Origin of the sequence: Actinomyces sp. SKVG-SVH-4(1), from assembly GCF_048514265.1 — a bacterium.
GTDB classification, from domain to species: domain Bacteria; phylum Actinomycetota; class Actinomycetes; order Actinomycetales; family Actinomycetaceae; genus Actinomyces; species Actinomyces oris.
Genome location: NZ_JBGEVE010000004.1, coordinates 33,674 through 47,279, shown reverse-complemented (window position 1 = coordinate 47,279; position 13,606 = coordinate 33,674). Strand labels below are relative to the sequence as shown.

Annotated in this window: 14 protein-coding genes; 10 read left to right on the top strand and 4 right to left on the bottom strand. The window is 66.7% G+C overall.

The genetic code is table 11. The features are described 5' to 3' along the window. Positions 1-134 precede the first annotated feature (134 nt). Positions 135-1,562, top strand: a complete 1,428-nt coding sequence (locus AB7V09_RS04845; RefSeq protein WP_419143085.1) for a sodium:proton antiporter — start codon at positions 135-137, stop codon at positions 1,560-1,562. A 90-nt stretch (positions 1,563-1,652) separates the two neighbouring features. Beyond that, entirely contained in the window at positions 1,653-2,267 is a 615-nt protein-coding gene (locus tag AB7V09_RS04840; RefSeq protein WP_419143084.1) for a VOC family protein, read from the top strand. A 50-nt stretch (positions 2,268-2,317) separates the two neighbouring features. On the opposite strand, the gene AB7V09_RS04835 is transcribed toward AB7V09_RS04840, so the two are convergent. Next, on the bottom strand, positions 2,318-3,394 hold the full coding sequence (locus AB7V09_RS04835; protein ID WP_075374653.1) for a DUF3097 domain-containing protein: 1,077 nt from the start codon (positions 3,392-3,394) through the stop codon (positions 2,318-2,320). A 170-nt stretch (positions 3,395-3,564) separates the two neighbouring features. On the opposite strand from AB7V09_RS04835, the gene hrcA reads away from it, so the two are divergent. Both hrcA and dnaJ read left to right on the top strand, forming a co-directional pair. Beyond that, positions 3,565-4,650 (top strand): heat-inducible transcriptional repressor HrcA, encoded by a 1,086-nt coding sequence (gene hrcA, locus AB7V09_RS04830; protein WP_314158449.1) that lies wholly within the window; start codon positions 3,565-3,567, stop codon positions 4,648-4,650. A gap of 90 nt (positions 4,651-4,740) precedes the next feature. After that, the gene (dnaJ, locus tag AB7V09_RS04825; RefSeq protein WP_141407059.1) at positions 4,741-5,865 is read left to right on the top strand and encodes a molecular chaperone DnaJ; all 1,125 of its coding nucleotides are present in this window, start codon (positions 4,741-4,743) and stop codon (positions 5,863-5,865) included. A 15-nt stretch (positions 5,866-5,880) separates the two neighbouring features. On the opposite strand, the gene AB7V09_RS04820 is transcribed toward dnaJ, so the two are convergent. Beyond that, positions 5,881-6,678 carry a YggS family pyridoxal phosphate-dependent enzyme gene (locus AB7V09_RS04820; RefSeq protein ID WP_314920393.1) on the bottom strand — a complete coding sequence of 266 codons (798 nt, stop codon included), beginning with the start codon at positions 6,676-6,678 and terminating at the stop codon, positions 5,881-5,883. A 60-nt stretch (positions 6,679-6,738) separates the two neighbouring features. Between AB7V09_RS04820 and AB7V09_RS04815 the strand changes: the two genes are divergently transcribed. Next, positions 6,739-7,551 carry a 16S rRNA (uracil(1498)-N(3))-methyltransferase gene (locus AB7V09_RS04815; RefSeq protein WP_419143083.1) on the top strand — a complete coding sequence of 271 codons (813 nt, stop codon included), beginning with the start codon at positions 6,739-6,741 and terminating at the stop codon, positions 7,549-7,551. Between the two features lie 84 nt (positions 7,552-7,635). Here AB7V09_RS04815 and AB7V09_RS04810 read toward each other — a convergent pair whose 3' ends face one another. Beyond that, positions 7,636-7,905, bottom strand: a complete 270-nt coding sequence (locus AB7V09_RS04810; RefSeq protein WP_419143082.1) for a ribbon-helix-helix protein, CopG family — start codon at positions 7,903-7,905, stop codon at positions 7,636-7,638. A 392-nt stretch (positions 7,906-8,297) separates the two neighbouring features. Between AB7V09_RS04810 and AB7V09_RS04805 the strand changes: the two genes are divergently transcribed. From AB7V09_RS04805 to AB7V09_RS04785, 5 genes are all read left to right on the top strand, one after another. Then, positions 8,298-8,915 carry a TetR/AcrR family transcriptional regulator gene (locus AB7V09_RS04805; protein WP_419143081.1) on the top strand — a complete coding sequence of 206 codons (618 nt, stop codon included), beginning with the start codon at positions 8,298-8,300 and terminating at the stop codon, positions 8,913-8,915. A gap of 54 nt (positions 8,916-8,969) precedes the next feature. Then, entirely contained in the window at positions 8,970-9,803 is an 834-nt protein-coding gene (locus tag AB7V09_RS04800) for an ABC transporter ATP-binding protein (RefSeq protein WP_419143080.1), read from the top strand. After that, on the top strand, positions 9,803-10,549 hold the full coding sequence (locus AB7V09_RS04795; RefSeq protein WP_419143079.1) for an ABC transporter permease: 747 nt from the start codon (positions 9,803-9,805) through the stop codon (positions 10,547-10,549). The genes AB7V09_RS04800 and AB7V09_RS04795 overlap by 1 nt, the downstream gene beginning before the upstream one ends. Positions 10,550-10,635: 86 nt before the next feature. Further along, on the top strand, positions 10,636-11,505 hold the full coding sequence (locus AB7V09_RS04790) for an EamA family transporter (protein ID WP_419143078.1): 870 nt from the start codon (positions 10,636-10,638) through the stop codon (positions 11,503-11,505). Positions 11,506-11,774: 269 nt separating this feature from the next. Further along, on the top strand, positions 11,775-12,044 hold the full coding sequence (locus AB7V09_RS04785; protein ID WP_419143077.1) for a hypothetical protein: 270 nt from the start codon (positions 11,775-11,777) through the stop codon (positions 12,042-12,044). Between the two features lie 500 nt (positions 12,045-12,544). Here the strand turns inward: AB7V09_RS04785 and AB7V09_RS04780 are convergent. Then, on the bottom strand, positions 12,545-13,606 hold a 1,062-nt coding region (locus AB7V09_RS04780; protein WP_419143076.1), incomplete at its 5' end, for a pentapeptide repeat-containing protein.

Sequence of the window (13,606 nt, the reverse complement as noted above, 5' to 3'; positions counted from 1 at the left end):
GGCCGGCGCGCCCCGTGGCCGCAGCAAGCCGGAAAGTTGGTCTCAGCACGAGAGACGACAGGCCCTCACCGGGGAAACTGATGCCCGGGACGGTATGGTGACGCGAACAGTCCCGATTCTGTGAGGAAGTTGCCGTGCATCTTGAGTGGTGGTCCGTCCTGCCCTTCGCGGGCATGCTCGCCTGCATCGCCGTCCTGCCGCTGATCCCGGCCACGGCCCACTGGTGGGAGAAGCACTCCAGCCAGCTGATCGTCGCCGTGGGCCTGGGGGTGCCGGTGGCCGCCTGGATGTGGGTCGCCCTGGGCTGGACGTCCGTCTTCGCCGCCGTGGTGGAGTACGTCCAGTTCATCTGCCTCCTGCTGGCCCTGTTCGTCGTCTCCGGAGGCATCTTCCTCAAGGGCGACATCCGGGCCACGCCCCGCAACAACACGATCTTCCTGGCCATCGGCGGAGTCATCGCCTCCTTCGTGGGCACCACCGGCGCCGCCATGCTCCTCATCCGGCCCCTGCTGGCCACCAACAAGGAGCGCCACTACCGGGTGCATACGGTGCTGTACACGATCTTCATCGTGGCCAACTGCGGCGGCCTCCTCACGCCCCTGGGCGACCCGCCCCTGTTCCTGGGCTTCCTGCGCGGAGTGCCCTTCACCTGGACCTTCAACCTCCTGCGCGAGTACCTCTTCGTCAACATCATGCTGCTGGTGAGCTACTACGCCCTGGACTCCTACTACTACTCCCAGGAGCCCGCCAAAGCCGTGCACGACGACGACACCGAGATCGAGCCCCTGGGCCTCAAGGGCTCGCTCAACTTCGTCTTCTTCGCCGTCATCATCGCCGCCGTCGCCTTCGCCCCCTCCGTCGACGCTCACGCCATCGAGGAGGGGCACGCCGCCCTGGGCGACTGGATCCCCGTGCGCGAGTTCATCATGCTCGCCTCCGCTGCCGGCTCCTACTTCCTGGGCAGCCGGGAGGTCCGCTTCAAGGACAACCAGTTCACTTGGGGGCCCATCGCCGAGGTCGGCATCCTGTTCATCGGCATCTTCCTCACCATGATCCCGGCCCTGCACTACCTCGACGAGGTCGCCGGCTCGCTGCCGCTCAACGAGGTCACCTTCTTCATCTTCACCGGCGGGCTCTCCTCCGTCCTGGACAACGCCCCCACCTACGCGACCTTCTTCGAGATGGCCGGCAAGGTCCCCCACCCCGGGAGCGTTCCTGTGGCCGGGACCGGGGTTCCCGAGCTGTACCTCGTGTCCATCTCGCTGGGCGCCGTCCTGTGCGGAGCCATCACCTACATCGGCAACGGCCCGAACTTCATGGTCAAGTCCGTCGCCGAGTCCGACGGCGTCGAGATGCCCAGCTTCGGCGGCTACGTGTGGCGAGCCATGAAGCACCTGGTGCCGATCATCGCCGCCATGGTCCTGCTCTTCATCGCCCCGGGCCTCCTGTGGAAGGCCCTGGGCGGGGTGCTCACCGTGGGGCTCCTGGGCCGCGACGCCCTTCTGCTGGCCCAGTCCCGCCGCCTGGCCCTGGCCGACCAGGCCGAGGGTGCGGACAACTGAGCCGGCTGTCGGACTCTGTTGGTCCACCAGCTGCATCTGCTCTCGCAAGGGCGGGTTCCCTCCCGAATTGCGTATGCGTAGCCTGAGCACGTGCAGCTGGGACACGTCATCTACAAGGTCAAGGACCTCTCTCGGGCAGTGGCCGACTTCGAGACCAGGGGCTTCGCCGTCGAGTACGGCACAGTGAAGCGTCCCTACAACGCGCTCATCTACTTCTCTTCCGGCCCCTACCTGGAGCTCCTGGCCCGCACAGGCATGCCGCCGCTCCTGGGGCGCCTGCTCGCGCTCGGCCCGCGCAGAGGCGCGGCTCGCCGCTTCCTCTCCTGGGACCGAGACCCCGAGGGGGTGTGCGGCCTGTGCCTCGAGGGCGATGTCTCCGAGCTGGAGGAGGGGAGAACCCTGCTGAGTGGTAAGGGCCTGCGCCTCAAGCCCAAGCGCGTGGACCCCCACGGGCGGGAGCTGTGTTACGAGGTCTTCTTCCCCGACGACGTCGACCTGCCGTTTCTCATGAGCCACTTCAGCACTGACCCCGGACCCCGGGACTTCACCCACCCCAATGGGATCGGCTCGATCGCCCACGTCACCTACCCGATGCCCGAGCGCAAGTGGAACACCGTCCTCAGGCTGAGCGATGACGATCGGCTCGAGCTCGTGGAACCCTGGCAGGCCATGACGGTGACCTTCGATGACGGCAGCCTCCTGTGAGACTCTCCGTGGGGGCACTGTGTTGAGGACTGTGGCTCCTCGGTGACTCCTCAGCGCGTGCCCGGGGCGGTGACGAAGTCGATGAGCTCCTCCATCCGCCCCAACAGGCTCGGCTCGAGGTCCTTGTAGGAGCGCACCGTCGCCAGGATGCGCTGCCAGCCCCGGGCGACGTCAGCCTGGGTGGCGTGCGGCCAGCCCAGGGCCTCCAGGGTGCCGTGCTTGATGTCGGTGCCCCGCGGGATGTCCGGCCAGCGCTCCAAACCCACCCGGGCCGGCTTGACCGCCTGCCACACATCCACGTACGGGTGCCCCAGAACCAGCACGTTCTCCCCACCGGGCATCTCGGCCACCCGCTGAGCGATCCGCGACTCCTTGGAACCGGCCACCAGGTGGTCCACGAGGACGCCGGCCCGCCGCTCGGGGGCCGGACCGAAGTCGGCCATGACCTCCTCAAGGTTGTCGACGCCGTCGAGCATGAGGACGACGACGCCCTCGTGGCGCAGGTCGTCACCCCAGACCTTCTCCACCAGCTCGGCGTCGTGCTTGCCCTCCACCCAGATCCGCGAGGCGCGCGCCACCTTGGCCCGCTCACCCTCGACCGCGTAGGAGCCCGAGGCCGTCAGCCGTCTGCCGGCGGCGCTCACCGCTCCGGTGGGCTTGCGTGTGCGCGCCACGGGCGGGTCCAGGATCACCGGGCGGCCCTCGATCCAGAAACCCGGCCCCAGAGCGAAGCCGCGGCGCACACCGTGGCGGTCCTCCAGGACCACGACGTGCTGGCCGCCCGACTTCTCCACCGCCACCGCGGCCCCGACGAAGCCGGTCTGGCGGTCCTCGACCACCAGTCCCGGCGTCACCGGCACGTGCACCGACTCCGGGCGTATGGCGCCGGGCCCCGTGCGGTGCGGGTTGACCGACAGGACGTCCCCGCCGTAGCGGTCGCTCGACGAGGGCCTGCGGGCAGCGGACTTGCTCGCAGCCGCCCCACCGCGCGAGCGCGAAGCGGCCGGGGCGCCCTGTGCCTGCTGCTTCTGCTCGGCCTCGGCGCGAGCCCTCAGGGCGGCTCGGCGGGCGGCGGTCGATCCGGGAACGGGGGAGCGGTACGGGGCGGGCGTGTTCACCCTCGGCACGGTAGGGGAAACTCACGGTCCGCCGGCGGTGGACCCGCCGGACCACAGCGTAGGATGGCACTCACGTGGGGTGAGTGCTAATCGCTGGCCGCATCCCACAGGTGTGCGGGCGGCCTGCCGCCTAACACCGGCACTGATCGCGTCTCGGCACTGATGAGGGAGGAGGACCCGTGGCCAACGACCGACGTCTCAAGGTCCTGTCCGCCATCGTCACCGACTACGTGCGCACGCGTGAGCCCGTGGGGTCCAAGGCCCTCGTGGAGCGCTACCGCCTGGGCGTGTCCCCGGCGACCATCCGCAACGACATGGCGGCCCTGGAGGACGAGGGCTACATCCACCAGCCGCACACCTCGGCCGGGCGCGTGCCCACCCAGAAGGGCTACCGGCTCTTCGTCGACGAGGTCGCCCGCATCAAGCCCCTCTCAGCGCCCGAGCGTGCCGCCATCACCGCGCTCCTGTCCGGAGCGGTCGACCTGGAGCAGGTCGTGGCCCGCACCGTGCGGGCCCTGGCCCAGCTCACCGGCCAGCTCGCCGTCGTCGAGTACCCCAGCCTGCGGTACGCGGCCCTCCAGCACCTCGAGCTCGTGGCCCTGGGGCCCGAGCGCGTCCTGCTGGTCATCATCACCGACACTGGGCGTGTCGACCAGCGAACCGTGACCCTCAGGTCCCGGGGCTCCGTGAGCGCGCGCCATGACGGGGGCTTCGACATCGCCGACGTCGTCGACCCCCTCGTCCTGGAGCGCCTGCGCACCCGGCTCAACGGCGCCCTCGCAGGTCGCCGCGCCGCCGACGTCGCCCCGATCCTGTCGGCCCTGGCCGAGCAGGCGCCTGCCGACGAACGATTCCTGCTCGAGGCCGTCTGTGACGAGCTCATCGCCGCCCTGCGCCCCGATGCGGAGGAGCGGCTCGTCGTCGCCGGGACCGCGAACCTGGCCCGCGCCACCCCCGACTTCTCCTCCCTGGGGCCCCTCCTGGACGCCGTCGAGGAGCAGGTGGTGCTGCTTCGCCTGTTCACCGCCGACAACGGCGCACCGGCCGGCGAGAACCGGATGCGCGTGAGCATCGGATCGGAGAACAACGACGACGCCCTGGCCGAGGCGTCCGTCGTCACCACCACCTACGGGCCGGGAACCGGTGAGGCCGTCGCCCACCTCGGGGTCATCGGCCCCACCCGCATGGACTACCCGGCCACCATGACCGCCGTTCGGGCCGTGGCCCGCTACCTGTCCCGGTTCCTGTCCCCACCGGAGACCTGAGAACCGGCCTGTCCGGCCCGCCCCAAGTGGACCGGCCGGGCACGCCCCAGACCACCACCGCAGAAGTCGTAGCCGTAAAGGAAGAACGCAGTGAGCAACTACTACGAGGTCCTCGGCGTCAGCCGCGACGCCAGCCCCGAGGAGATCAAGAAGGCCTACCGCAAGAAGGCCCGCCAGCTGCACCCCGACGTCGCCGGCCCCGGCCACGAGGACGAGTTCAAGGAGGTCTCCTCCGCCTACGAGGTCCTCTCCGACCCCGATAAGCGCCAGATGTACGACCTGGGTGGGGAGGACGCCGTGCGAGGCGGCGGCGGCTTCGGCGGCGGCTTCGCCGGAGCCGACTTCGGCGACCTGGGCGGCATCTTCCAGTCCTTCTTCGGAGGGGGAGCGGCCAGCCGCGGACCGGCCTCCCGGGCCCGCCGCGGCCAGGACGCCCTCGTGGCCGTGGACGTGGAGCTCGCCGACGTCGCCTTCGGGGCGACCCGGTCGGTCCCCATCGACACCTACGTCACCTGCACCGCCTGCGACGGCTCCTGCTGCGCACCGGGCACCGAGCCGGTCACCTGCTCCCAGTGCAACGGGGTCGGCAACGTCCAGCGCATGACCCGTACCCTCCTGGGACAGGTGATGACCTCCTCGCCCTGCCCGGGCTGCCAGGGCTACGGCACCGTCATCGTCACCCCCTGCAAGGACTGCTCCGGCGAGGGCCGCACCCGGGTGCGCCAGGACCTGGAGGTCTCCATCCCCGCCGGGGTGTCCACCGGGACCCGTATCCGCATGTCGGGGCGCGGCGAGGCCGGCCCGGCCGGCGGCCCCAACGGCGACCTCTACCTGGAGATCCACGAGAAGCCGCACGAGTTCCTCGAGCGCGACGGCGACGACCTCTACACCGAGCTGCGCGTGCCCATGACCGCGGCCGCCCTGGGTGCCGTCTTCCCGCTGCAGACCCTCGACGGCGAGCAGAACGTCACCGTCAAGGCCGGCAGTCAGCCCGGCGACGAGGTCGTCCTCGACGGCCTGGGTGTGGGGCGCCTGCGCCGCAAGGGCCGCGGGGATCTGCACGTGTCCATCGTCGTGGAGACCCCCACGCGCCTGGATGACCGTCAGCGCGAGCTGCTGGCCGAGCTGGCCCGCTTGCGCGGGGAGGACGACGTCGAGCCCGTGCGCGACTCGAGTGTCATGGGCAAGCTCAAGGAGCGCTTCTCCGGGCGCTGAGCAGGCGACCCGCAACTAAGCGGTCTGAGGCGCCTCGGGCCAGTAGTGGGAGTCGGGGGTGACCCGGGCCCCGAAGATCGCCTGGCCCACCCGCACGCAGGTGGAGCCGCCCTCGATGGCGGCCTCGAAGTCCCCGCTCATCCCCATCGACAACAGTCCGTCGCCGACGGTGCCCGCTTCGAGCGCGTTGTCGCGCAGCCGGCGCATGACGCTGAAGCACTCGCGCACCCGTGCCTCGTCACTGGTGTTGGCGGCCAGGGTCATGAGCCCACGCACCCGCAGCGAGGAGTAAACCGGTAGCGCTGTGAGGAAGCCTGCGACGTCGTCGGGCTCCAGCCCGAACTTGCTGGGTTCGCCCGAGGAGTTGACCTGCACGTAGACGTCCAGGCCCCGCCCGGCCGCCTGGAGACGCCGGTCGAGCGCCTCGGCCAGGCGCAGGGAGTCCAGGGCCTGGAACTCGTCGGCGAAGGCGGCCACGTTCTTGGCCTTGTTCGTCTGCAGGTGGCCGATGACCGACCAGGAGATACCCAGGTCCGCCAGGTTCTCACTCTTGCGCTGGGCCTCCTGGACCTTGTTCTCACCCATCTGGGTGATGCCCGCGGCGAAGGCGGTACGCAGGCGCTCCTCGGGGACGGTCTTGGAGACCGGCAGCAGACGGATGTCGGCGGCGTCGCGGCCGGCGCGCTTCGCGGCGGCGTCAATCCGGGCGCGGATGGCGGCCAGGTTGCGGCGGAAGTCTTCCACCGTGACGGCGGTGGTGTAGGCGGGGGATGGGGACGACTGAGGGGGATGGGCGGCTGAAGGCTCGGTCATGGTCACTGACGCTAGCACCGCCGGCGGACACCGGTTGGATACGGCCCGTAGGCTGGAGCCGTGACCGCACCCGTCTTCCTCTTCACGCCCGAGACCATCGAGCCCGCCGACGCCGTCGCCTCGGCCACCTTCGGCACCGTCCTCATGCTCACCGGGCCTGAGGCCCGCCATGCCGTGACCGTTAAGCGCCTGCGTGCCCAGGAGCGTGTGGACCTCGTTGACGGCGCGGGCCTGCGCCTGGTGTGCGAGGTGACCGGGGCCGGCGTCGGCGGAGCCAAGGACCGTCTGGCCGTGCGGGTCCTGGAGCGTGTTGAGGAGCCGGAGCCCTCGCTGCGGCTGACCCTTGTTCAGGCCCTGGCCAAGGGCGGGCGCGACGAGCAGGCCGTGGAGACCGCCACCGAGGTCGGGGTGGGGCTGGTGCTGCCCTGGCAGTCTGAGCGCTGCGTGTCGGTGTGGCAGGGCGCCAAGCAGGCCAAGGGGCGCCAGCGCTGGCAGGCCACCGCCCTCCAGGCCGCCAAGCAGGCCCGGCGGGCCCGCGTCCCCGAGGTCGAGGAGGTGCGGGACACCCGCAGACTGGTCGACTGGGTGGGGCAGACGGTTCGCGGCGGGGGAGTGGTGCTGGTCCTGCATGAGGAGGCCAGCACCCCGATCAGCACCGCTATGGAGTCGGTGCGCCTGCCCGCGCCCGGAGAGGCGCCGCGGGCGCTGGCCGTCGTCGTGGGTCCGGAGGGCGGTATCAGCCCCGAGGAGACGGCGGCCCTGGAGGTGGCCGGTGCGACGACGGTGCGGCTGGGCCCCCACGTCATGCGCACCGCCTCAGCCGGCCCCGTCGCCCTGGCCGTCCTCGCCCACGCCAGCGGCCTGTGGGAGTGAGGTGGTGGTGACGATCCTTGTGGAGATCGGAGGAGCTGAGTCGGTTGGCTGACGAGCGTGGTGTCAGCGTGGACACTGCTTGCTTCAGGCTAGTGCTCTTTCGAGTGCTTCTCGCATGAACTGACTGCGAGTTTCGCCCTGCGCCTCAGCCCTACGGTCCAGTGCGTCTCGATGTGAGCGTGGCACTTTGAAAGCGATGGTGACAAGATCCTCGTCCGAGAGTCGAGGCCTGCCTGGAGAAACAATGAACTCTCCTGGAGTGCCGGGATACTCTCCTCGTTCTGCTGCCTCACCAATTCGCTCGATCTCGTCGTCAGTGAGCGTGGCTCCACTCCTCGTCTTATAGGTACTCATGTGCTCTCCCTTCTGACCTGTAGTTCCTGAGCCATCTTGTCGGTGAGTCTCATGGCGTGAAAAATCAGTAGGCTGCCATCATCGAGTTCCACTCCAACCATCTCGAGCAGCCGTCCATGAGAGTCTGCTCCGGCTGCTGCGTAGTACTCAGGTGGGTCATAGTTTCTTCGGCGGACTGCGATGGCGCTGCGCCAGGCGGACTCAACGTCTGCGACCTGTATGTCAGGGTGGCGTCGGGTGATGCGAGGATGAACGGTGATCCTGTCCAACATCCGCACAACCCCCTGTCGACGTATTTTGTCAAACAAAATTCTAACATGTCGTGTCGTGCGGCTGCTTCCCAACGGAGCGGCATGCGGGCATGCTCTGACCATGAGCGAGACGAGTGAGCGATGAGCCCGAGGGGGCGGCGGCCGGCGGGAAGCCCGGACACGCGCGAGGCCATCCTGGCGGCGGCCCGCACCGCCTTCGCCCGCAACGGCTACCAGACCTCCCTGCGCGGCATCGCGCGCGACGCCGGCGTCGACCCGGCCCTGGTCCACCACTACTTCCCGGACCGAGCCACGCTCTTCGCCAAGGCCGTCATTGAGTCGACCGCCGGGGTCGATGCCAACCTCATGCACCGGGCGGCCTCCATCACCGAGCTCGAGCCCGAGCAGCTGGGAGAGGGGATCGTGCGCGCCGTCGTTAGCCTGTGGGACGACGCGGGCGCGGACCGCTTCACGGCGGTCATCCATGCCGCACTCGGACAGGGCAGTGACGTCGAGCCCTTCCGCGACTTCATCGCCACCGGGATTCTCTCGCCGATCGTCACCCACTTCTGCCCCGACCGCCCCCAGCTGCGCGCCCAGCTCATCGCCAGCCAGATCATCGGACTCGGCTTGGCCCGCTGGGTCGCCCGCATGGACCACATCGCCGCCCTCGACGCCGAAGCCGTGGTTGCGCTCGTCGGCCCCACCATCCAGCGCTACGCCTTTGACGACCTGCCCGGCCTCGCCGATCCCGCCTGAGAACACCCGAACCCATCACTGGACACAGGCTCGCCGTCGACCTATATTCATCACATGATGAAAAGCGATGGAGGAGAAGCGCCCCGGGAGTCGGGGGCCAGCAACCAATCGCACGACTCCAGTCGAGACAACACGTCCTCCGCCTCCTCGGAGCAGCCGGCCGTCACCGCGACGGACCTGCGCGTGACTCGCGGGCGCAAGGAGATCCTCCATGGCCTGGACCTGAACCTGGTGCCCGGCACCATCACCGGCCTGCTCGGCCCCTCGGGCTGCGGCAAGACCACCCTCATGCGCACCATCGTCGGCGTCCAGCGCTACCGCGGGCAGGTCGAGGTCCTCGGGCACGCTCCCGGTGCCGCCGCAGTGCGCGGCCGGGTTGGCTACGTCACCCAGGACCAGGCCGTCTACACCGACCTGACCGCCCGCCAGAACCTGCGCTACTTCGCCTCCCTTGCCGGCAGCCGGGCCCGCGACCTGGATGAGGTCCTCGACGTCGTCGGACTGGCCGCCCTGGCGGACCGACCCGTGTCCACCTACTCCGGTGGTGAGGCCGGGCGAGTGAGCCTGGCCTGCGCGCTTGTGGCCGACCCCGACCTGCTCGTCATGGATGAGCCCACCGTCGGCCTGGACCCCGTTACCCGTGAGGAGCTGTGGACCACCTTCCACGCCCTGGCCGAGGGCGGCGCCACCCTCCTGGTCTCCAGCCACGTCATGGACGAGGCCTTCCGCTGCGACCAGGTCCTCCTCATGCGCAGCGGCCGCATCCTGGCCACCACCACGGCCAAGGACCTCCTGTCCAGCACCGGGGCGGACACGGTCGACGCCGCCTTCCTGGCCGTCATCGCCGACTCCGAGAGCCGGCCTGAGCAGAAAGGAGGGCAGCGCTGATGCACCTGCGCACCTACCTGGCCACCACCCGCCGCATCCTCACCCAGCTGCGCGCCGACCAGCGCACGGTCGGTCTCATCGCGATCGTGCCCGCCGCGCTGCTGACCCTGCTGTACTTCGTCTACCGCGACTACCCCGGCGCGGACCTGCTGTTCAACCGCATCGCCGTCTCCATGATGGCGATCCTGCCGACGACGGTCATGTTCCTGGTCACCAGCGTCGCCATGCTGCGCGAACGCGTGAGTGGGACCCTGGAGCGGTTGTGGACCACTCCGATCCACCGGGCCGACCTCCTGTTCGGCTACGCCACAGCCTTTGCGCTGACCGCTGTCATCCAGTCCCTCATCCTGTGCGCTGTGGCCGCTTGGGGCCTGGATGTGGACATCTCCGCCTCCTGGGGATGGGTGGTGCTCACCGCGCTGATCGACGCCTTCGTCGGGGTGTCCCTGGGGCTGCTGGTGTCGGCCTTCGCGCGCACCGAGTTTCAGGCCGTCCAGTTCATGCCGGTGGTCGTCGCGCCCCAGCTGTTCCTGTGCGGGCTCCTGGTTAGCCGCGACCAGTTGCCGCGTGCCCTGGAGGTGGTCGGTGACGCCCTGCCCATGAGCTGGGCGGTCGACGCCGTCACCGAGCTCACCACATCCAGTGAGCCTTCCGACGATTTCTTCCGATACCTGGCCTACCTCGTCTGCTTCGGCCTGGTGGTCCTGGGGGTGGCAGCCTCCACCGTGCCGCGCAAGACCCGCTGAGCCGGGAGGGGCCAGCAATGGCGGGTGCGAGGGAGAGGACCTTTGCGCCCGCCGTGCGGTAGTGTAGGTGGGGTTAGGGTTGCCTTATGTGGATCGTCTTCGCCTGCGGCTCAGCGCTTTTTGCCGGCATCACTGCCGTCCTGGCCAAGGAGGGGATCTGCACTACCGACTCGACCGTGGCGACGGCGCTGCGCACCATTGTGGTGCTGGCAGGCGCCTGGGGCATGGTGTTCATCGTCGGCTCGCAGGCCGAGCTGGCCCACCTCGATGCCCACAGCACTGGGCTGCTGGTGCTCTCGGGGCTCGCGACCGGGGCCTCCTGGCTGTGCTACTTCAAGGCGCTCCAGCTCGGCAGCGTCAACAAGGTCGTGCCGATCGACAAGCTGAGCACGGTGCTGACGGTGCTGCTGGCCCTCATCTTCCTGGGGGAGAGGGTGAGCCTCATCGGTGCGCTCGGAGTGGCTCTGATCGCTGTCGGGACGTTGCTGATGCTCGACGCCGATGACCTGCGCGGCCTGCCGCGGGCCGTGTACGACGGCGGGGGCTGGCTGCTCTACGCGCTCGGCTCAGCCTTCTTCGCCGCGCTCACCGCAATCCTCGGAAAGGCCGGCATCACCGGGGTGGAGTCCAACCTCGGTACCGCGATCCGTACCGGGGTGGTGCTGGTGATGGCTTGGGTGATGGTGGCCGTCACCGGCAAGCTCCGGGAGGTCCGCACTGTGCCGAAAGGTGAGCTCGGCTTCGTCCTAGCCTCCGGGGCAGCCACCTGTGCCTCCTGGCTCTGCTACTACCGGGCTCTCCAGGACGGCCCCGCCAGCGTGGTCGTCCCCATCGACAAGTTGAGCGTGCTGGTCACCGTCCTCTTCTCCGCCCTCGTCCTGCGCGAGGCCGTCAACAGGCGGTACCTTGTGGGGCTGGTGCTCCTCGTCAGTGGGACGCTTGCGATGGCGCTCTGAGCGTCGCTCATCAGAAGGCCTGGTGTCAGACCTGAGTTGCACAGGCCAACCGCGCTAGGGCCGTCATCGCCGGCGAGAAGCGTCCCAAGGGCACCAGGTTCGTCACCACCCACGCCGGTGACGCCACCCTGGATGAGGCGTCCCTGGCCCGGGCCAGGTCGCTGGTGGGGCTCAAGGGGTATGTCACCAACATTCCCGCGCATCTGATGGGCGCCGGTGAGGTGGTCTCCTCGTATCACGAGCTGTGGCACGTCGAGCAGTCTTTCCGGATGAGCAAGCACGACCTGAGAGCCCGCCCCGTGTTCCACCACCAGCGCGATGCCATCGAGGCGCACCTGACCGTGGTCATGGCCGCCCTGGCCGTCGCCCGACACCTCCAGGACACCACCGGGATCAACATCAAACGCATCATCCGTACCCTCAAGCCCCTCCAGGACGTCACCATCAACCTCAACGGCCACCACCTCACCGCTGCCGACCCTCTGACCCCCGAAGCCGAAGAAATCCTCACCGCCCTGAGCATCCCAACAGGGCACTAAAAACTGTGCAACTCAGGTCAGACGTACTTGGAGCGCCGGATAGGACCTTCGTACTTGGTGCGCCACTTGACGACTTAGTGATTTGAATGTTGACTTAGAGACTCGACGTACTGATTGGTCTGGGGGACACACATGCTTGGTGCCTCCTGGGGTGATTGAGGAGGACGTTAAGGCGTGCTTGGTACGGGTAAAAACCTTCCTTGAGTAGTGCAACGATGGTGCCGCTGGCTGCTTTACAGATCCGGATCTACTTTTTCTCTGCTGTCCTTATTGCGGTCCGATACGGTGTCAACGCCTCCGGGGAACCTCATAAGGTTCCTGGTATATTTCTTGGGACGCTCGGCGCCATCTTTGTTTCTCGTGTCTATGTTGTTTCTATGATGAGAATCACCTTTCGTTAAGCGTGCATGGATTGCGGTCGTACGACTAGTGTCATGTATCATGAAAACAGTATCCGTTGCTCAGGTAAACTAATGACCTCAGACCGATGTCGACGCAGGCTAGAATGTTTTCCACTCTGCCCCCAAAGGGAGACCATTCTTTCCTATAGGTATAGAATCCGGGAACAGAATTTCTTCCGTATTCCGTAGTTTTACGTTGAACCATACGCCTCGAAAGCTTATCCCATCGTGTTTAATTTCCGTAAAGTCCGCTCCTTTTTTGAATACTGCTCCTAATGCATTGGCTGCGACTTTAGTGTTAGATTCGAAAAACACATCTAATCCAAAACTAGTGTTGTAAGGAAACGTTGCCTCACGAAATCGAGCGTCACCTTCGAATGTGGTGCAGCGATCAAACGCGATATCTCGAAAATTGATACGCCATTCGAATGTGGCGTGAGTGAAATCGGCTGATAGGGTGCTAGTCTTGAAGAAAGGAGAACGTGGCTCTAAGTCGAAGTGTGCTGCACTGAAATCAACGACACCAAAAGTTGTGTTACTGAAATCGACTCCTGCAAACTCAACCCTTGAAAAGTCGGCGGATTTAAACTTGGCTCCACAAAAACACGCTTTACTTTTAAACTTTGCTTCCCCACTTCCATATTGATTTCCAAAGTCTGCGGAATCATTGAAAACCGCTTCCTGAAAACTTGCGTAGTCGAAGAAGTGGGCGTCATGGAAAGTTGTCTCTTTATCGAATGTGGTTACAAAGCCAGTATCTCTGTTGACGTCAAAATAAGCACGCCGCCAGAAGTGGGTGTTATCAAAATGGGTTTCACCGTGGAAATGGCTACCTCTGAAGGAGACTTTTATGCCAGTTGCGAGCATGCTGGCATCTCGGTGAAAGTGGGCATTATTGAAGGTGGCTTTGTTGTGGAAGTGCGTTCCTTTAAAACTAGTATTTAGGATTGAATCGGCGCTCTCCTGGAATTGGGCTCCGGTGAAGTTTGCGTCGTGGTAAAAGTGGACTGTGTCGAAGTGGGTGTTGCCGTCGAAGCGTGTGCCTCGGAATGTTGCCTCCAATTCAGTGCTCTTAGCGCCCTGATGGAATTGGGCTCCGGTGAAGTTTGCGTCGTGGTAAAAGTGGACTGTGTCGAAGTGGGTGTTGCCGTCGAAGCGTGT